The 18597-nt window shown below is 62.7% G+C and carries 17 protein-coding genes; 10 read left to right on the plus strand and 7 right to left on the minus strand.

Features of this window, described 5'->3' with window-relative positions:
- Window positions 1-6: 6 nt before the first annotated feature.
- Window positions 7-1404 carry a branched-chain amino acid ABC transporter permease gene (locus AC6I99_RS06675; RefSeq protein WP_497945739.1) on the minus strand — a complete coding sequence of 466 codons (1398 nt, stop codon included), beginning with the start codon at window positions 1402-1404 and terminating at the stop codon, window positions 7-9.
- Between the two features lie 279 nt (window positions 1405-1683).
- Here AC6I99_RS06675 and AC6I99_RS06680 point away from each other — a divergent pair, with 279 nt between their 5' ends.
- Window positions 1684-2607 carry a Bax inhibitor-1/YccA family protein gene (locus AC6I99_RS06680; protein WP_224091585.1) on the plus strand — a complete coding sequence of 308 codons (924 nt, stop codon included), beginning with the start codon at window positions 1684-1686 and terminating at the stop codon, window positions 2605-2607.
- 92 nt (window positions 2608-2699) lie between these two features.
- Here the strand turns inward: AC6I99_RS06680 and AC6I99_RS06685 are convergent, their stop codons facing one another.
- Genes AC6I99_RS06685 through galT form a run of 3 tightly spaced genes read right to left on the minus strand, consistent with a single transcriptional unit; the run spans window position 2700 to window position 6309 of the window.
- The gene (locus AC6I99_RS06685; RefSeq protein WP_497960658.1) at window positions 2700-3938 is read right to left on the minus strand and encodes an acetyl-CoA C-acetyltransferase; all 1239 of its coding nucleotides are present in this window, start codon (window positions 3936-3938) and stop codon (window positions 2700-2702) included.
- A gap of 53 nt (window positions 3939-3991) precedes the next feature.
- Window positions 3992-5152, minus strand: a complete 1161-nt coding sequence (gene galK, locus AC6I99_RS06690; RefSeq protein ID WP_497960660.1) for a galactokinase — start codon at window positions 5150-5152, stop codon at window positions 3992-3994.
- Window positions 5149-6309: a galactose-1-phosphate uridylyltransferase gene (gene galT / locus AC6I99_RS06695; RefSeq protein WP_497960661.1), complete on the minus strand. Its 1161-nt coding sequence runs from the start codon at window positions 6307-6309 to the stop codon at window positions 5149-5151. Before galT ends, galK begins: the two co-directional genes overlap by 4 nt.
- Window positions 6310-6390: 81 nt before the next feature.
- Between galT and AC6I99_RS06700 the strand changes: the two genes are divergently transcribed.
- Genes AC6I99_RS06700 through AC6I99_RS06715 form a run of 4 tightly spaced genes read left to right on the plus strand, consistent with a single transcriptional unit; the run spans window position 6391 to window position 10583 of the window.
- On the plus strand, window positions 6391-7374 hold the full coding sequence (locus tag AC6I99_RS06700; RefSeq protein WP_497960662.1) for an aldose 1-epimerase family protein: 984 nt from the start codon (window positions 6391-6393) through the stop codon (window positions 7372-7374).
- 57 nt (window positions 7375-7431) lie between these two features.
- Window positions 7432-8712 (plus strand): AI-2E family transporter, encoded by a 1281-nt coding sequence (locus tag AC6I99_RS06705; RefSeq protein WP_224166816.1) that lies wholly within the window; start codon window positions 7432-7434, stop codon window positions 8710-8712.
- Between the two features lie 3 nt (window positions 8713-8715).
- On the plus strand, window positions 8716-9954 hold the full coding sequence (gene ilvA / locus AC6I99_RS06710; protein WP_224091594.1) for a threonine ammonia-lyase: 1239 nt from the start codon (window positions 8716-8718) through the stop codon (window positions 9952-9954).
- A 14-nt stretch (window positions 9955-9968) separates the two neighbouring features.
- On the plus strand, window positions 9969-10583 hold the full coding sequence (locus AC6I99_RS06715; protein WP_497945730.1) for a rhomboid family intramembrane serine protease: 615 nt from the start codon (window positions 9969-9971) through the stop codon (window positions 10581-10583).
- A gap of 135 nt (window positions 10584-10718) precedes the next feature.
- On the opposite strand, the gene greA is transcribed toward AC6I99_RS06715, so the two are convergent.
- Both greA and AC6I99_RS06725 read right to left on the minus strand, forming a co-directional pair.
- Complete coding sequence (gene greA, locus AC6I99_RS06720) at window positions 10719-11213, minus strand: transcription elongation factor GreA (protein WP_216924913.1); 495 nt, start codon at window positions 11211-11213, stop codon at window positions 10719-10721.
- 151 nt (window positions 11214-11364) lie between these two features.
- Window positions 11365-11823 carry a DUF4307 domain-containing protein gene (locus AC6I99_RS06725; RefSeq protein WP_497960664.1) on the minus strand — a complete coding sequence of 153 codons (459 nt, stop codon included), beginning with the start codon at window positions 11821-11823 and terminating at the stop codon, window positions 11365-11367.
- 77 nt (window positions 11824-11900) lie between these two features.
- On the opposite strand from AC6I99_RS06725, the gene mca reads away from it, so the two are divergent.
- From mca to AC6I99_RS06740, 3 genes are all read left to right on the plus strand, one after another.
- Entirely contained in the window at window positions 11901-12806 is a 906-nt protein-coding gene (gene mca, locus AC6I99_RS06730) for a mycothiol conjugate amidase Mca (protein WP_497960665.1), read from the plus strand.
- 109 nt (window positions 12807-12915) lie between these two features.
- Window positions 12916-13215: a hypothetical protein gene (locus AC6I99_RS06735; protein ID WP_224166820.1), complete on the plus strand. Its 300-nt coding sequence runs from the start codon at window positions 12916-12918 to the stop codon at window positions 13213-13215.
- On the plus strand, window positions 13193-15352 hold the full coding sequence (locus tag AC6I99_RS06740; protein ID WP_497960667.1) for a thioredoxin domain-containing protein: 2160 nt from the start codon (window positions 13193-13195) through the stop codon (window positions 15350-15352). Before AC6I99_RS06735 ends, AC6I99_RS06740 begins: the two co-directional genes overlap by 23 nt.
- Here the strand turns inward: AC6I99_RS06740 and trhA are convergent.
- Window positions 15345-15986, minus strand: coding sequence for a PAQR family membrane homeostasis protein TrhA (gene trhA / locus AC6I99_RS06745; protein WP_497961938.1), 642 nt, complete (start codon window positions 15984-15986; stop codon window positions 15345-15347). The genes AC6I99_RS06740 and trhA overlap by 8 nt on opposite strands.
- A 108-nt stretch (window positions 15987-16094) precedes the next feature.
- Between trhA and AC6I99_RS06750 the strand changes: the two genes are divergently transcribed.
- Entirely contained in the window at window positions 16095-16901 is an 807-nt protein-coding gene (locus tag AC6I99_RS06750; RefSeq protein WP_224091617.1) for an isoprenyl transferase, read from the plus strand.
- Window positions 16902-17138: 237 nt separating this feature from the next.
- The gene (gene phoH2, locus AC6I99_RS06755; RefSeq protein ID WP_224091618.1) at window positions 17139-18533 is read left to right on the plus strand and encodes an RNA 5'-3' helicase PhoH2; all 1395 of its coding nucleotides are present in this window, start codon (window positions 17139-17141) and stop codon (window positions 18531-18533) included.
- The last annotated feature ends 64 nt before the right edge of the window (window positions 18534-18597 follow it).

Here is an 18597-nt window from a genome sequence, read left to right on the forward strand (position 1 = left end):
CCGCTCCTAACCCACACGCTCACGCCGGCCGAGGATACCCTGCGGTCGGAACAGAAGGACAACAATCATGATGAACAAGGCGCCAACGTACTTGAGGTCGGCAGGGAGGCCAAAGACAGTCGTCAACTCCACGAAGATCCCGACGACGATGGAGCCGATCAGGGCACCGAAGACAGTTCCCAGGCCACCGAGCGTCACGCCGGCGAAGATGAGCAGCAGGATTTGCGAGCCCATGTCGAAGGTCACGCCAGGCCGGTAGTAGGCCCACAGGATGCCGCCGAGGGAAGCGAGGACGCCGCCAACAATCCACACGAGCCGGATGACCGAGTCGACGTCGATGCCGGAAGCAGCCGCCAGGGCAGGATTGTCTGCCACCGCCCGGGTTGCTTTACCCAGACGGGTCTTCAACAGGACGATGCCGATCAGGGCAATCACCACGGCACTGATCAACAGGGACCACAGGTTGTTCGGAGAGATGGAGATGGGCCCGATCTGGACTTCGGCGCTTTGGGCTCCGGGCAGCTGTTGGGTTGCGCCGCCAAAGAAGAACTGGATGACGTAGCGGATAGCCAGTGCCAGGCCGATGCTGACAATCATCATGGGCACCAGGCCCGAGCCGCGCCGTCGCAGAGGCCGCCAGAGCCCGGCATCCTGGACATACCCGAAGAGCCCGCCGCCGATCAGCGAGAGCAGGATGGCCAGCCAGAACGGCAAACCAAAACCGTTGAACATGAACACCAAGACAGCGCCCATGGTTACCATCTCGCCGTGGGCGAAGTTGGTAAGGCCTGTGGTACCGAAGATGAGGGACAATCCCACGGAGGCAAGTGCCAGGAGCAGGCCGAAGCTCAGTCCTGCAACGAGGCGATTGAGGAGGTTTTGGCCGAAGTCCTGCTGCTGGACGACGATGCCTTTGCCGAACGCGAAGATCACCGACAGGTTGGACGTTTGGTTGAACGTGACATCGCGGGGATTCTCCTGGCCGTCGGCCAGCTTGATGCCCTCCGGCAAGGTGGAGGTATCCAGCTCAACCCTGTACGTGCCCTGCACCGGGACGCCAATGCTCCAGGCGCCGTTGGCTCCGGAGGTTGCTTCGCCTTCGAATCCGTTGCCCGAGGCCTTGATCTTCACGCCCGGTATGGGAGCACGGGCGTCGTCGCGGAGGAAGCCGCTGATATTGTTCTGGAAATTCGTTGGGGATGGCGAAGGCGAGGGGGTGGTAGCCTCCGCCGAGGGGGCGGCGATCAACAGAGCGGCAATGAGGGCTGCGAAGAACGCCCCCACGGCTCTCTGCAGTCCCTTGGACCGTCTCATGGACGGGTCGCGCAGTGTGCTTCTCAAAATGGAAACCTCCACAGTGGGGGTGGTCCCGGCTGCGCCATTGCAGCCGGTGCGAACGGTCATGGGGCTTGTGAACAGTTCTTGCCTAGCTGCCTCGATTGTGATCTAAGTCACCCATGTGTGGCCTATGTTACCGCTCGGTGCGGCTAAAAAATGCACAGCATAGAGGTCAGAAGATCGCGATCGGATAACAACTGTGAAGCTATAGGCAACAAGCAATCTTCCACATTCGTGTCACGGTTGAGTTTCGTCTGGGTGAACAAGGGAACTTTCCCTGCCTTGGGCGCGTGGTAATTGGTACCGTGAATTATCACTTAGCCCTTTTTCAGGAGGACACCCGCAATGGCACTTGGCGGAAACCCTATCTTCAACGGAAAGAATTTCCGTGGAGCCAAACAGGCACCGCCTGTTCCGCAAAATCCGTACTCCAACCCGTACGGCCAACAGTTTAACCAGGCACCTGGCCGCGCGCCCGGACAGGTCCTCGACGCCCAGTCAGCTTGGTCCGCTCCGCAGCAGAACATGACCAACGAACAACTGCAGCAGATGTACAACCAGCCTGCAGCAGGACCCGCCGAAACCGGGCGGATGACCTACGACGACGTCATCATGAAGACCGTCGCGTGCCTTGTGGCCCTGGTCGTCGGCGCCGGCATCACGCTCTTTGTGGCTCCGGGCCTGTCCACGATGCTCATGATTGTCGGTGCACTGGGCGGTTTCGTCCTGGCACTGGTCAATACCTTCAAGAAGCAGCCTTCTCCCGCGCTGATCCTGGCCTATGCGGGCCTTGAGGGACTCTTCCTCGGTGGCCTGACCCGGATTCTTGACGGAATGTTCCCGGGCGTGGGCCTCCAAGCGGTCATCGGCACGCTGGCCGTCTTCGGCGTTACGCTGCTGCTGTTCAAGAGCGGTAAGGTCCGGGCAACGCCCAAGATGGTGCGCTTCTTCATGATCGCCACCATCGGCTACGCGGTCTTTGCGCTGATCAACCTCGTCATGATGTGGACCGGCGCGGTCCAGGAACCGTTCGGCCTGCGCACGAGTATCACGATTGCAGGCATCCCGCTGGGTGTCTTCATCGGCATCCTGGCGATTGGCTTGGCAGCTTTCTCGCTCATCATGGACTTCACCAGCATCGAAGAAGGCGTCCGTGCCGGCGCCCCGGAGCGCTACTCCTGGATCGCTGCCTTCGGCCTGACCGTCACCCTGGTTTGGCTCTACGTCGAAATCATTCGGCTCCTGGCGATTCTGCGCGGCGACGACTAAGTCCGCCCGGGTTCAGGAAAATGCCCCCGAAATTATTTCGGGGGCATTTTTTGTCTAAACGGGTTCAACCATGGGCGCCGTCCCAGAAGGCCTCAACCCAGGCGTTCGAAAACAACAGCCATTCCCTGGCCGCCTCCCACGCATAATGTGGCCAGGCCAAGGGTTCCGTCGCGTTCTTTCAAGCCATTGAGGAGCGTAGTGGTCATGCGTGCTCCAGTCATGCCGAAGGGGTGGCCCAAGGCAATGGCGCCGCCGTGGACGTTGAGCTTCTGTGGGTCGATGCCCAGTTCACGGGCGCTGGCAACCACTTGGACCGCAAAGGCTTCGTTGAGTTCCACGAGGTCGATATCGTCAATCGTCAGTCCTGCCAGTGCCAACGCCCGCCGCGTTGACTCAACTGGCCCCATGCCCATGAGCTCGGGTGAGAGGGCTGAAACGGCGGTGGAGACAACGCGCGCGAGCGGTTGTAGTCCAAGCTCGCGCGCACGGGAGTCACTCATGACCAGGACGGCGGCGGCACCATCGTTCAAGGGGCACGCATTGCCCGCGGTTACTGTACCTTGGGGCCGGAAAACGGGCTCAAGGGCGGATACGGCTTCCAAGGTCACTCCTGCCCTCGGGGAGTCATCCTGCTCAACCAGGGTCCCGTCCTTGCGCGTGTATGGTGTGATTTCGCGGGCGTAGAAGCCCGAGGCGATGGCAGCTTCGGCGCGATTCTGGCTCAGCACGCCCCACTCGTCCTGCTCTGCCCGGCCTATTCCGTAGCTGGTGGCCACATTCTCGGCTGTCTGGCCCATGGCGATATAGATATCGGGAAGCCTCCCGCCAAGCCGCGGATCCGTCCAGGGAATGTTCGACGCCGCCCGGGCAGCTGTCCGCTGGGCTGCTGCTTCGAAAAGTGGGTTGTGGTTGCCGGCGTCGGTCTGTCCGGCCCCTGCCCAATTCTGGTATCTCGAGACACTTTCCACGCCGGCCGAGACGATCGCGTTCGCTTCACCGGCCTTGATGGCGTGGAATGCCATGCGAAGAGTCTGGAGGCTGGATGCGCAGAACCGGTTGATGGTCGCCGCCGGTACGCGGTCCAGTCCTGCAAGGACAGCTACAACGCGGGCCATGTTGGAGCCCGCTTCGCCGCTGGGTTCTGCGCATCCCAGCAGGATGTCATCAAGGCCGCCTCCATCTTCGGCGGCAGGATCGAAACCTGGAACTTTCGCGAGTGTGGCCTGCACCATGGCGGTCGCAAGGTCGTCGGGGCGTTCGTCCTTGAGGGAGCCTTTGAAGGCCCGCCCGATTGGACTTCTGGCAGTGGAAACGATGACAGCCTCAGTCATGGCCCCAGCTTACGCCCGGCATCTGGAATGAAGACGGGCGTAAGCCTGGGCGGTCAAGCCAAGCGAAGGGCGCCTGCTGCCGGAGTCACCGTGAAGATGTCAGGGGCGGTAAAGCCGCTCTCAGTGAAGGAACGCACGACGGCGTCGCGCACCTGCTGCTCCCGGCCTACCGGAGTCAGGGCGATGGCAGAGCCGCCGAAACCTCCGCCGGTCATGCGGGCGCCGATCGCGCCGTTGGTCCTGGACGTCTCCACCGCGAGGTCCAGCTCAGGGCAGGAGATCTCAAAGTCGTCGCGCATGGACACGTGGCTGGCGTCCAGCAACGCACCAATGCTGGCCGGGCCTTCGCTGTTGAGGGTTTCCACGGTCTGAAGTACCCGGTCGTTTTCGGTGACGACGTGCCGGACCCTGCGAAGGGTTGTCTCATCCAGCAAGCCCGCGGCTTCCTCCAAGGATTCCACGCCGACGTCGCGCAGTGCTTTGACACCGAGAATTTCGGCACCCAACTCGCAGGAGGCGCGCCTGGAGGCGTAACCGCCGTCGGCGTGTGAATGCGACACCTTCGTATCGATGACCAGCAGGACCAGGCCCGATGCCTCGGCGTCGAAGGGGACAAGGTCAACGTGCTGGTCCCGGCAATCCAGGAACACGGCATGACCCTTGGCTCCGCGCAGTGAAGCTGACTGGTCCATGATGCCGGTGGGTGCGCCGACGAACACGTTCTCAGCGCGCTGGGTGGCGAGCACCAGGTCCTCTGCGCCTAAACCTGCCCCTGTGAGGTCGTTGAGGGCGGAAATGACGGCACATTCGATCGCGTGGGAGGACGAGAGCCCCGCACCCAGCGGCACGTCCGAATCGAGCAGCAGGTCAAAACCGGGAACGTCGATGCCACGCTCTTTCAAAGCCCAGGCAACGCCGAGCGGGTAGCGCGACCAACCGTTGCCGGATCCCGGCTCCAGGCTTGAGAGATCCGCCTCCACCAAGCCGTGGCCACCGAACAGGGACAGCAGCCGCACTGTGGAGTCCGTACGAACCCGAACAGCCACCTTGGCCGTCTTATCAATGGCGAACGGCAGGACGAAGCCCTCGTTGTAATCCGTGTGTTCACCGATCAGGTTCACGCGCCCCGGTGCCTGCCACACGCCGTCGGGAACTGAGCCGAAAGTTTCCTGGAAGCGGGCCGAAAGCACGCTGGTGTCAGTGGTGGTGCTCATGCTCGGGTGCCTTCCAGGGTGTCGGTCAACTGTGTGGTGTCGGTGGCTGCGGCGACATCGCGGAGTCGCTGCGCCACAGCTTCGGGGGTGGTGTCATTGATGAACGCGCCCATGGCTGCTTCGGAGCCTGCCAGGTACTTGAGCTTATCGGCAGCGCGGCGCGGTGAAGTCAGCTGCAGGTGCAACTGGCCGGCGGGGCGCAGGACCGGGTCCAGCGGTGCCTGGTGCCAGGCGGAGATATACGGCATGGGTGTGGGGTAGAGGGCATCAAGCCGCTTCAGCAGGTCCAGGTAGACGTGGGAGAGCTCGTCGCGTTCTTCACCCGTCAGGGCCGCGAGGTCAGGGACGCTGCGGTGGGGGACCAGATGGATTTCCAGAGGCCAGCGGGCGGCAAAAGGCACATAGGCGCTGAAGTGCTTGGCTTCGAGGACCATACGGCTGCCATCCTCGCGTTCTGCTTTGAGCAGTGACGCGCCGAGCGTTTCTTTCGCGTCGACGTCGTCGTAGTATTTGCGGGCTACCGCGCCCAAAGTGGCAGCCCGGGGCGTGACGTAGGGGTAGGCGTAAATCTGGCCGTGGGGGTGGTGCAGCGTGACTCCGATATCGGCGCCGCGGTTCTCGAAGGGGAAGACCTGCTTGATGCCGGGCAGGGCACTCAACGCCTCTGTACGTTGCGCCCATGCCTCGATGACGGTGCGGGCGCGGGTCTCTTCCAATTCGGCGAAGGATCCGGTGTGCTGCGGCGTGAAGGCCACAACTTCGCAGCGACCGAAGGCGGGCCCGGTGACCCCGTGGCCGGCGAGTCCGTTGCGGGGGATCTCCGGGATGTCGCCCAGTGCCGGTCCCAGTGAGGGGAATCGGTTTTCGAACACCACGACGTCATAATCCGGGGCGGGGATCTCGGATGGGTTATCAGCAGTGGTGGGGCAGATAGGACATTGGTGGGCCGGGGGGAGGTGGGTGCGGCTTTGGCGATGGGCTGCCACAGCTACCCATTCGCCGGACAGGGCGTCGTATCTGACCTCTCCGGGCTCGCCACGGGCCGGAAGCCCGCGGTGGTCCACCAGCGAGTCCTCTGTGCGCTCGGGAGTTCCGGGGTCGTCAAAGTAGATCAACTCACGGCTGTCAGCGAGGCGGGTGTGGGTCATACGGATCATGAGTCCATCATCCCACAAAGTAATCAAAAACGCATAGTTTCAAACAAAAGTTAACAAGTTGATCCGGGAAAGTGAGCAGGCATGCAGTACGGTATTGCCATGCCTGCCTCTCCGCCCCCTGCATCGTTGCCAGACGCCCAAAGCCCGGCCGAATCAGCACCCCGCCGCTTCGCCACAGGCCGCCAATTCGAGCTTCGGCGGGACGATGCGCTCGCCGTCGTGACCGAGCTTGCTGCAGGCCTTCGGCTGTACTCCCGCGGAGGCGTCCAACTCACCGAAAGTTACGGTGACGCCGAGATTCCGCCAGGCGCCACAGGCATCACGCTCGCCCCGTGGGCCAACCGGGTGGAGGATGGCGTCTGGTACCTCAACGGCAAGAAGCAGCAGCTCGACATCACCGAAGTCTCACGCAACAACGCCAGCCATGGACTTCTCCGCAACACGGGCTACACCCTGGTGGATGAGTCCGAGTTCTCGGTGACACTGGAAGCAACTGTCTTCCCCCAGCACGGATACCCTTTCCTTGTCCGGCACATCGTTCGGTATGAGCTCGACGAAAACCTGGACCTTCGTGTCGCACAGACGATGGTCAACGATTCCCGGGACGATGCTCCCGTGGTCCTGGGCGCCCACCCCTATCTCCGGCTGGGGGAGGTGGCCGCCGAAGACTTGGTCCTGACCGTCAAGGCAGCCACCCGCCTGGTAGTGGACGAGCGATTGATTCCCCGCAGCACCGCTGCGGTGGAGGGCGACTTTGACCTTTCCGGAGGTCGGGCGGTGGGCAGCTTGGACATTGACGTCGCCTTGACCGACCTGACGTTCGACGGCGGTGTGGCCCGCCATACGCTGACCGCGCCGGATGGACGCAGCGTGTCGCTGGAGCAGGACCAGAACTGCCAGTATGTCCACGTGTTCGTCACGGACACCTTCCCTGGCCGATCAAAAGTAGTCGCTATTGAGCCCATGACCGGTCCAGCCAACGCCTTTAACAGCGGGGATGGTTTGCGTTGGCTTGCGCCGGGGGAGACCTTCACCATGGCGTGGGGGATTACCGCCTCCATCTAGGCCACCTGCGCGGCGGGCCGGTTTCCCATACAGGGCGGGCTGCGGAATTATGGGTTCATGACGCCAACACCGGACGCCAAATCACGTTCTGATCGACAAATAGCCCAAGACATTCCCTACGGTGTGCGCATTGCGGCCGCATGGTCGTGGCGCATGGGCCTGATCCTGCTGATGATCGGCGCTCTGGTCTGGCTGCTGGGCAAGGTCAGCTTCCTCATCATTCCGGTGATGGTGGCGGCCCTCCTGGCCGGACTCCTCTACCCGGTGGTGCTCTGGCTGCGCAAGCGGAATCTGCCCAACGGTGCGGCGGTGGCCATCACAGTGTTGGGTTTCATCGGGGTTATCGGGGGTGCCCTTGCGCTGGTCGGCAGGCAACTTGTCTCAGGATTCGGGGAGCTTTGGACCGAGGCGCTGACAGGAATCCAGCAGATCCAGGACTGGCTGTCTGCCGGCCCCCTGCACCTGACAGCAGACCAAATCGACCAGTACATTTCCGACGGCGTCACAGCCCTGCAGGACAACAGCAGCAGCATCCTTAGCGGTGCCCTGTCCTTTGGCAGCACGGCCGGACACTTTGCCGCCGGATTGGTCCTGGCCCTGTTCATCCTTATCTTCTTCCTGCTCGAAGGCAGCCGTATCTGGGGCTTCCTGGTCCGGCTCCTGCCCAAGACAGCCCGAAGGGCCGCTGATGGTGCCGGACGGCGCGGCTGGACCTCCATGGTCAGCTATGTGCGGATCCAGATGTTCGTTGCCTTCGTCGACGCCGTGGGCATCGGAGCCGGTGCCGCGATCATCCAGGTTCCGCTCGCGCTTCCGCTTGCGGTCCTGGTGTTCATCGGTTCGTTCATTCCCGTAGTGGGTGCGCTGGTTACCGGTGCGATCGCCGTCCTGCTGGCCCTTGTGGCGAACGGACCCGTGAATGCGCTGATCATGCTGGCCATCGTCCTGCTGGTCCAGCAGCTTGAAAGCCACATCCTGCAGCCGCTGGTCATGGGTAAGGCTGTGGCCCTCCATCCCGTGGCAGTGATCCTTTCGGTAGCTGCCGGATCCTATCTCGCGGGCATTCCCGGAGCATTGTTCGCAGTTCCGCTGCTCGCCGTAGTAAACACGGCGGTTCGCTACATTGCCGGCCGGACGTGGGAACATGATGAAGGATTGGGCGCGGCCGAGCTGCAGCCTGGAGACGCATCGTCGGAAACTGATGGCGACTCCAACTTCAAGGAAGTCCACCTTCCTGGAGCCGGATCCCGCAGCGGCAGCAGCGCTGCCGGCAAGACCAAGGCCGCAGATAACACCTCCGTCCAGGAGCCTGCAGTTGACACCAACAAAGGAGAATAGTCAGTGAATACCCTCGATACCCTGCCCGTCACGCTGGACGATGTCCTCAAGGCGCAGGAGCTGCTCGAGGGCATTATTACCAAGACTCCAGTGGAGTCGTCCCGTGCGCTGGGCAGCCTGGTGGGCGGCAATGTCTTCTTCAAATGCGAGAACCTGCAGCGTGCCGGATCCTTCAAGGTCCGCGGCGCCTACGTACGGATGGCACGCCTGACTGATGCCGAAAAGAAGCGCGGAGTGGTGGCTGCCTCTGCAGGCAACCACGCCCAGGGCGTAGCCGTAGCCGCAAAGAGCCTTGGCATCAACGCGCGCATCTATATGCCGCTCGGTGTCGCGCTGCCCAAGCTTGCAGCAACGCGCAGCCATGGCGCCGAAGTCATCCTTCACGGCCACAACGTGGATGAGGCTTTGGCTGAAGCCCAGCGCTACGCCAACGAAACAGGCGCAGTCTTTGTGCACCCCTTTGACAACGTGGACGTCGTCGCCGGCCAGGGCACCATCGGACTGGAGATCCTGGACCAGATCCCCAACGTGGACACCATCCTCATGGGCGTCGGCGGCGGCGGACTGCTTGCAGGCGTCGCAGTGGCCATCAAGGCACGGGCCAAAGAGCTCGGTCGCGAGATCCGGGTCATCGGAGTGCAGGCCGAAAACGCGGCCGCTTATCCTCCGTCCCTCGCTGCGGACGCCCTGGTGCCGCTGAAAAAGGTTTCCACCATGGCTGATGGCATCGCCGTAGGCCGGCCAGGGCAACTTCCTTTCAGCATCATCCGCGAGCTCGTGGACGATGTTGTGACCGTGAGCGAAGATTCCCTTGCCCGGGCCCTGATCTTCCTGCTGGAACGGGCCAAGATGGTCGTGGAGCCGGCAGGCGCGGTGGGAGTAGCCGCCCTGATGGATGGCAAGATCGAAAACCCGGGGAACACCGCCGTCGTGCTTTCCGGCGGCAACATCGATCCGATGCTGATGCTCAAGGTCATCCAGCGCGGTCTGTCGGCGGCGGGCCGGTTCATGACGGTTCGAATGATGCTGGATGACCGCCCGGGCTCACTGGCGACGATCGCCCGAATCATTGCCGAAAACGACGCCAACGTCACAGGCCTGGACCACACGCGCCTGGGTGGTTCCATCAGCATGGGCGATGTCTCCATCACCATCAACCTGGAAACGAAGGGCCACGAACACGGCGAGCAGGTCCTCGGCGCCTTGAGGGCCGAAGGCTTCCAGCCGATCGTGGTGCACTGACGGGAGTCGCGGACATGGTGCTCGAAACGCCTGATGGATCCAAGGCCGAGGCCAAGGAGACACTCGCGGGCCGAGCCAAGGGCGGCCTGCTGTTCATGGGCAGCTTCGTGATCCTGCTGTACGTCATCGAGTTCCTGAACACGCTGATGAGGCATGGCCTTAACGGTACTTTCGGGCTTCGTTCCCGCAGCATGGACGGAGTGCTGGACATCCTGACGTTCCCGCTGCTGCACGCGAACCTCAACCACTTGCTGTCCAACACCCTGCCCCTCATCATCTTCGGTTTCCTGGTTTTCCTGGCCGGTATCAGGGTCTTCCTCACAGCCTTGGCCTTCAGCTGGCTGGGTTCAGGCCTGATGGTATGGCTGATTGGTGGAGGAGGAGTCACGGTGGGGGCGTCAGGGCTGGTGTTCGGGTTCTTCGCGTTCCTGCTGGTCAGGGGATTCTTCAACAGGAACTGGTGGCAGATTCTGCTGTCCGTGGTCCTCTTCATGGCGTACGGCAGCATCCTCTTCGGGGTGCTGCCCACCGTCATGGGCTTCATTTCGTGGCAGGCCCATTTGGGCGGAGCCTTGGGAGGGATTGTCGCGGCCATCCTGTTGCGTCCCAAGTCCAAGCTCGCAGCATGAGCCAACTAGGTCGCAGCAGAGCGCGTTTTGAACGCCCAAAACGCGCTTAACTGCGACCTAGTTGGGGAGGCAGGCACGAAAAACGCCGGCCCACCCTGCGAAGGGGTGGACCGGCGTCGGGCTTTTTCGCGCTGCCTAGGCGACGTACGGCTTGGCGGAAACGATCTCCACCGGAATTTCCTTGCCGTTGGGGGCGGTGTAGCTGAGCTTGTCGCCCTCCTTGTGGCCGATGATGGCAGCACCCAGCGGAGACTTCTCGCTGAAGACATCGAGGTCGGAGTCGCCGGCGATCTCGCGGGAGCCGAGCAGGAACGTCTCTTCGTCCCCGGCGATGCGGGCAACAACCAACATGCCAGGTTCTACGATTCCGTCATCGGCAGGAGCTTCGCCCACCTGGGCATCGCGCAGGAGCGCGGTGAGCTGACGGATGCGGGCTTCAATCTTGCCCTGCTCTTCCTTGGCTGCGTGGTATCCGCCGTTTTCCTTGAGGTCGCCTTCCTGGCGGGCGGCTTCGATCTTCTGGACGATTTCCGCCCGGCCAGCGCCGGAAAGGTGGTCCAGCTCAGCCTTCAAGCGGTCGAAAGCTTCCTGGGTAAGCCAAGCTGCTGTGGCGCTGTTGGTGGTAGACACGGATTTCTCCTCTTGATCTGACAAAGCAAAGACCCCGCCGAGGTGGCCACTCGTGAAACTCAGTAACCAACTTAACGGGGTGAAGGTTTCATCCATTGTAGTAAATCCTCTGGACGAACCCAAACTGGTTGAGTTGTGGGTCACACGATTGTTATTTCCCGCTGTCCACGATCCAGCAATTATCCACTACTCCTGAGACAGCGGGGGACTCGGTTCTCAACACTGTGCGTTGGGCTGTTGTGCTGCCGCCATCGGCACCGTCCTTGGGGTCATTGGGGCCGATCTCAACCACTTTCCAGCCCACCACGGCAAACTTGGAATCCATGGCCTTCACGGCGCATTTGGCCGTGGCTCCCGGGTATTTAGTGACCTGGTAATCTACCTCGGCCCGTGTGCCATCCACGGTGCTGTAGCCGATGTCCTTGAAGGTCACGGGGGCTTGTGCCGAGGACGTTGCCACCCATGCTGCGAACACAATTCCAAGGACCAGGGTCACGATGACGATGTTCCGCTTCGATGTGCGGGTCAAGCCGCGCTTTTGACCACCGTAGCGATTGGCTAGGCTGTTGCTTGCCGGTAGTTCGTTGGCCAATTGGTCCTCTGAAGTCACCTATCCAGTTTAGTGCGGATCCCGGCGCCTCCTGCACAGTCCTGATTTTGCACCATCCATGAAAGAGGAGCCGTCAAGTGACAGCGTCCAGCAGTTCCGAGCAGCAGCTGCGGCTGCTCGCCGTCCACGCTCATCCGGACGATGAATCCAGCAAGGGTGCAGCCACCATGGCGATGTATGCCGCTGCAGGAGTAGACGTCATGGTCGCTACCTGCACTGATGGTTCCCGGGGCGACATCCAGAACCCTGGCATGGTGGACGCTCCGCACCCCAAGCGCGACATGGCAGGTGCCCGCCGCTTGGAAATGGCCAATGCGGCTGCCGTGCTTGGGATTCGGCAGCGATGGCTTGGCTTTGTGGACTCGGGCCTGCCCGAGGGCGATCCCCTTCCACCGCTTCCCCCCGGATGCTTTGCCCTGCAGCCGTTGGAGCGTGCCACGGCACCGCTGGTCCGTCTGGTCCGGGACTTCAAGCCGCACGTCATCATCAGCTATGACGAAAACGGTGGCTATCCGCACCCGGACCACATCATGGCCCACAAGGTTGCCGTCGAGGCGTTTGAGGCAGCGGGTGACGCCGCGCGCTACCCGGGAACGGGGGAGCCGTGGGCGCCCAGCAAGCTCTACTACGACCGCGCCTTCAGCCCGGAGCGCTTCCGCGCGCTGCACTTTGCGCTGGAGGAGGCTGGGCTGCAGTCGCCCTATGCTGAACGGCTGGCGGCATGGCTTGAGGCAGACGCCGAGGGCCACACTCCTCCCGCTCCCGCGCACCAGACCACCACGCAAGTGGACTGTGGCGACTTCTTCGAGGCCCGCGATGACGCTCTTCGGGCGCACCGGACACAGATCGATCCGATGGGTTTCTTCTTTGCGGTCTCACCTGACCTGCAGCGGAAGGTATGGCCTTGGGAGGACTACACGCTGATCAAGTCCAGGGTGTCCACCGATCTGCCCGAAAAGGATCTGTTTGCGGGGATAAGATAGGTGTTGCCACCAGTTTCTATCGTTTGTAGAAATCGGCGGCGGCCATCGAACAGCCCAGTTCCACGCTGAAGCCAGTCGACATGCATCAGCTCCCATAGAAGGTTTGAACGTGCACCACTTGATCCTCGCCTTGACCGTCAGTCCGTCGCCGGACCCCACCGGGACGCTGCGGCCTGGCCTGTCCGAGGACCAGGTGACGCCCGGAACCTGGGGCTTCGTCCTCACGGCCTTCATCGTGATCCTCACGACGTTCCTCATCGTTGACATGGTTCGCCGTATCCGCCGGGTCCGGTACCGTGCGCAGGTTGAGGAGGCGCGCTTGGCTGCGGAAGGCGGAACCCTTGATAGTGCGGGCGGCGACGCCGGCACCACGGATGAGAACGGCGATGCCGCTCCCGGAAGCCGCTAACCCACGCGGAAACAACTGGCCCGGGGCTGCGAATGTCCTGGGTTCTGAGCCCTCTGCCTATTTGCGCCAACACGCAGGTAACCCGGTCTTCTGGCGTCCTTTCGGCGACGAAGCGTTTGCCTTTGCCGCTGCCCGGGATGTCCCCGTCTTCCTCTCCATCGGATATGCGGCCTGCCACTGGTGCCACGTCATGGCCCATGAGTCCTTTGAGGACCAGGAAACTGCGGACTACCTCAATGCGCACTTCGTGCCCGTGAAGGTGGACCGCGAAGAACGGCCGGACGTCGATTCCGTCTACATGACGGCCACCCAGGCCATCAGTGGTGAGGGCGGCTGGCCAATGTCCGTTTTCCTGACGCCGGAGGGCCTGGCCTTCCATGCGGGCACGTACTTCCCGCCCGTGCCCTTGCCTGGGCGGCCGTCCTTCCGGAATGTGCTTGAAGCGGTCCATGAGGCGTGGGTTGAACGCCGCGAAGCTGTTGAACAGAACGCGAGGGGACTGGCCACGAACCTGGCCAACGCCCAGCTGTCCTCTGCCGTTCGGCTTGACGGACCGCCCGAGGTGGTGGATGCCCAGCTGCTTTCAGATGCAGTAAGGGTTTTGGCCCGCTCTGAAGACCCCGACGCCGGTGGGTTCGGCAGCGCTCCCAAGTTTCCGCCGTCGGCGGTTCTTGAGTTCCTGATCCGCCACGCCGCGGCACTGTCGGAGACTGCGGAGGATGCGCAGGACATGGCAGGGCGTGCGCTGGCCGGGATGGCACGTTCGGCATTGTGCGACCAGCTCGACGGCGGTTTCGCCCGGTACTCGGTCACGGCGGATTGGTCCGTGCCGCACTTCGAGAAGATGCTCTACGACAACGCCCAGCTTCTGCGCGTCTATGCCCACTGGGTGCGGCTTGGAGGCAATGAGGTGTTCCCGGCTGAGGAAGCGGCGGACGTAGCGTCCAGGTGCGCGGACTGGATGCTGGCCTCGCTGGGGCTGCCTGGGGGTGGCCTGGCTTCGTCCCTGGACGCCGATACGGTGGTGGACGGTGTGCACCACGAGGGGGGATCGTACCTCTGGACGCCGGGGTCGTTGCATGAGGTCCTCGGCCCCGACGATGGCCAGGACGTGGCCCGCATGATGAATGTTGGCGCCCAGGGGACCGTCTCGGAATTGGGTTCGCCGCTGCATCCCGGACGGCCCTTGTCCGCCTCAGAGTCCAGGCTCTGGCAGCGGGCGAGGCCTGCACTCCTGGCTGCCCGCGATCTCCGGAACCAGCCTGCGCGGGACGAGAAGGTCGTGGCCGGCTGGAACGGGCTCGCGATAGCGGGCCTTGCCGAGGCGGGAGCCGTACTGGACCGCCCGGATCTCGTGGCTGCCGCCGGGGAGGTTGCTGCCTATCTTGAGAACGTGCATTGGAATGCCGAAGACGGGCTGCTGGTCCGGGTCTCGCACGATTCCAAGGCCCGTGGCATCGGGGGACTCCTGGAAGACTACGCGTTCTGCGCAGAGGGCCTGTTTTCCCTGTACTCGGTGACGGGGACAAAGCGCTGGTACCGTCTTGCGGAACAACTCATCCGGGCCGCTGAAACGCGTTTTGTGGACGACGGACACCTTGCTGATTCGGCGGGGGAGTCAGCGCAGGTGTTCAACGCCCAGGGGCAGCGTGCTGCCCTGGATCCGTTCGACAATGCCACGCCCAGCGGGGCAGCCGGGTTTGCTGGGGTACTGCTGACGTATTCGGCGTACTCGGGCTCGCACGCGCACCGGCTCATGGCCGGGAACATCCTGGGCCTGCTCCCTCCGCTGGCCACACGCGCACCCCGGGTTGCCGGTTGGCTCCTTGCTACGGGGCAGGCGGCGCTGGCGGGTCCGGTGGAGGCCGCCATCGCTGGTTCCGACTCATCCCTGCGGCAGGAACTGCACGGCGCGCTCTTGAAGTCCGCCAGCCCGGGCATGGTGGTTGCCGTGCAAATGGACGACGCCGGGTCCCCGGCTGGTGAGGGTGAGGTTCCGTTGCTGATTCATCGCACGGGTGCGCCAGATGGCTCGCCACAAGTGTATTTGTGCCGGGATATGGTGTGCGGGAGGCCCGTGGGGACTGTCGCCGAGGTGCAATCCATGCTGGCGCGGATGGCCTCCGGCGCTAGCTGAGGACGGCCATCATGATGGCAACGAAGTGGGCCGCGAACGCCAGGACAGTGAAGGCATGGAAGAGTTCGTGGAACCCAAAGTGCTGGACACTGAAATTCGGCTTCTTGATGGCGTAGAAGACCGCCCCGGCGATATAGAGGGCGCCGCCGATGCAGATGAGCGCGGCAGAGGGGGCGTTCGCTGTGAAAAACTGGGGGAGGTAGAAGAGCGCCCCGCAGCCCAGCGCAATGTAGATCGGGACGTACAACCAGCGCGGAGCGTCGGTCCATACAACCCTGAACAGGACTCCGGCTATGGCAGCGGACCAGATAATCCACAGCAGGGTGACGGCCTGGGAGCGCTCCAGAAGTGACCAGGCCAGCGGCGTGTAGCTTCCGGCGATCACCAACATGATGTTCGTGTGGTCCAGGCGCTTGAGCACCAGCCGGGTCTTCGGGGACCAGTTGCCGCGGTGGTAAACGGCGCTGACACCGAACAGCAGGACGCCTGTTACCGCATAGATCGTGGAGGTAATCTTTCGGTCGGTTGTGGGGGCAAGCGCCACCAGGACGATTCCGGCCGCGAGGGCGAAAGGGGCGGCGACGGCGTGGATCCAACCGCGCCATGCGGGCTTGATAGTGAGCAGCTCGGCCATCATTAAAGAGTAACCTCCGCTGCGGTAAGTTACTGAAGAGTAAGTCTGGCTGGATGTGAATGCGACCCGGCCCTGCACCTGCGAGGCAGTTCGGGAAGGTAGCCTTGGATGTGCGCCGTCGTCGTAAAAGCAAGGAAGTCAGGTGAGAGTCCGGTGGAGCTGCCCGGTTTCCTCTATGGCTTCTACGAGCGCCAGCTCCTTCGCTCCCTGAAGCAGGACCGCATCCCCAGGCACATCGGTGTCATGGTGGATGGCAACCGCAGGTGGGCCCGCCAGTTCAATGCGCCAACCAGCCAGGGACACCAGGCCGGCGCGGACAAAATCCACGAATTCCTTGGCTGGTGCCAGGAGCTTGGCGTCAAGGTAGTGACGCTGTACATGCTGTCCACAGACAACATGAACCGCTCCGGCGAAGAGCTTGACCTGCTCATGGGCATCATCGCCAACACCATGGACCGGCTGGACGAAAACGAGGACGTCTCCGTGCACGCCATGGGTGCGCCAGAGCTTCTGCCGGACTACTTGGCCGAACGCCTGAACAAGCTAACGGCCCGCACCCCGGTCCACGAAAAAATCCATGTGAACGTGGCAGTGGGCTATGGCGGGCGGCGTGAAATCGTCGATGCCGTGAAAGAACTCCTCCGCGATGCCGTCGCCAAGGGGCGGACCATGTCCGACGTCGCAGATGAACTTTCGGTGGACGACATCTCAAGGTTCCTTTACACGCGCGGCCAGCCGGATCCGGACCTTGTCATCCGCACGTCCGGTGAGCAGCGGCTCTCCGGATTCCTGATGTGGCAGAGCGCCTACAGCGAGTTCTACTTCTGCGAAGCCCTCTGGCCCGCATTCCGCAAGGTCGATTTCCTCCGGGCGCTCAGGGACTATGCCGGGCGCCAACGCCGCTACGGAACCTAGGTGCGCTTCGGTTCACCAAAATTTTACGATCCGGACATGCGACTTGCCGATGACACATTACGGAAATGAATGTGCCGAGGATTACGTTAATCCCATCAGCAGGCAAAACCGCCCGCTGATCGGGGAGGCCAGTAGATGGAGCGAACTATCGCACCAGTTACATGGGAGGCCACGCCCGGCCTTCCGGCCGAGCCGCTTCACCATTAGGCCGGGCGACCGCCCGGGGCTGGAGTCGATGTGGCTATTTCTGAGCAACTGCCCGCAATGGTTTCCGACGGGGAAAGTGCAGCTACCTCTCGCGCCAAGAGGGTCTCACAAAAAGCGCGGACCGCACCATCCGCCACAGGCCGCAGCTATGTGATCGATACATCCGTGTTGCTCTCGGATCCGCACGCATTGCTGCGCTTCGCTGAGCACGAAGTCATCGTCCCGATCGTGGTCATCAGTGAACTGGAAGGCAAACGCCACGATCCCGAACTCGGGTATTTTGCCCGCAAAGCCTTGCGCCTCCTGGACGACCTCCGCATTGAACATGGCGGACTGGACCACGCAATACCTATCGGTGCCGACGGCGGCATGCTCCGGGTAGAGATGAACCACATTTCCACGGAGGTCCTGCCCGCAGGCTTCCGTGGAGGCGACAATGACAGCCGCATCCTGGCGGTAGCCAAGAACCTGGCCAACGAGGGCCACAACGTGACTGTGGTGTCCAAGGACCTCCCCATGCGCGTCAAAGCCTCGGCCATGGGATTGCACGCAGACGAATACCGCAACGAACTGGTCAAGGATTCCGGCTGGACCGGCATAGCCGAAGTGGAAGCCAGCGAAGACGAGATCACCACGCTTTACGGCCACGAACCCGTTTTCATCCCTTCCGCCGCTGAACTTCCCGTGAATACTGGCCTTGTTCTCCTGTCCAACCGTGGCTCGGCCCTGGGTCGCGTAGGGGCCGACAAGCAAGTCCGCCTCGTCAAAGGCGACCGCGACGTGTTCGGCCTGCATGGCCGTTCGGCGGAACAACGGCTCGCCATCGACCTCCTCATGGATCCCGCAGTGGGCATTGTCTCCATCGGTGGACGGGCCGGCACCGGCAAATCAGCCTTGGCACTCTGTGCGGGCCTCGAAGCCGTCCTGGAGCGGCGCGAACACCGCAAGGTGGTCGTCTTCCGGCCCCTGTACGCTGTAGGCGGCCAGGAACTGGGATACCTGCCCGGGTCTGAATCGGAAAAGATGAACCCTTGGGCGCAGGCCGTGTTCGACACCCTGGGAGCGTTGGTCAGCCAGGAAGTCGTAGAAGAAGTCATGGACCGCGGCATGCTCGAAGTGCTGCCTCTCACCCACATCCGCGGACGCTCACTGCACGATGCCTTCGTGATCGTGGACGAGGCCCAGTCCTTGGAGAAGAACGTCCTCCTGACGGTGATGAGCCGCATCGGCCAGAACTCCAAGATCGTCCTCACCCATGACGTCGCCCAGCGCGACAACCTCCGTGTCGGCCGGCACGACGGCGTGGCCGCCGTCGTCGAAACCCTCAAGGGACATCCGCTGTTTGGCCACATCACCCTGACCCGGTCTGAACGGTCGCCGATCGCGGCCCTGGTGACGGAACTCCTAGAAGGGGCCGAAATCTAACCCCATCGACCAGGTGCCATAGCGGCGAAGGCCAGGCATCCTCTGCGTGCTAGCTCGTTCCTCG

It is taken from the genome of Arthrobacter sp. TmtSoilC77, from assembly GCF_059739415.1.

Bases quoted from the DNA above. Each gene is read 5' to 3' on its own strand.
- AC6I99_RS06705 (WP_224166816.1), top strand. From the start codon at position 7,432: ATGACGCCAACACCGGACGCCAAATCACGTTCTGATCGACAAATAGCC.
- galT (WP_497960661.1), bottom strand. From the start codon at position 6,309: ATGATCCGTATGACCCACACCCGCCTCGCTGACAGCCGTGAGTTGATC.
- AC6I99_RS06675 (WP_497945739.1), bottom strand. From the start codon at position 1,404: ATGACCGTTCGCACCGGCTGCAATGGCGCAGCCGGGACCACCCCCACT.
- galK (WP_497960660.1), bottom strand. From the start codon at position 5,152: ATGAGCACCACCACTGACACCAGCGTGCTTTCGGCCCGCTTCCAGGAA.
- AC6I99_RS06680 (WP_224091585.1), top strand. From the start codon at position 1,684: ATGGCACTTGGCGGAAACCCTATCTTCAACGGAAAGAATTTCCGTGGA.
- AC6I99_RS06750 (WP_224091617.1), top strand. From the start codon at position 16,095: ATGTGCGCCGTCGTCGTAAAAGCAAGGAAGTCAGGTGAGAGTCCGGTG.
- AC6I99_RS06715 (WP_497945730.1), top strand. From the start codon at position 9,969: ATGGTGCTCGAAACGCCTGATGGATCCAAGGCCGAGGCCAAGGAGACA.
- AC6I99_RS06700 (WP_497960662.1), top strand. From the start codon at position 6,391: ATGCAGTACGGTATTGCCATGCCTGCCTCTCCGCCCCCTGCATCGTTG.
- AC6I99_RS06685 (WP_497960658.1), bottom strand. From the start codon at position 3,938: ATGACTGAGGCTGTCATCGTTTCCACTGCCAGAAGTCCAATCGGGCGG.
- trhA (WP_497961938.1), bottom strand. From the start codon at position 15,986: ATGGCCGAGCTGCTCACTATCAAGCCCGCATGGCGCGGTTGGATCCAC.
- AC6I99_RS06740 (WP_497960667.1), top strand. From the start codon at position 13,193: ATGCCGCTCCCGGAAGCCGCTAACCCACGCGGAAACAACTGGCCCGGG.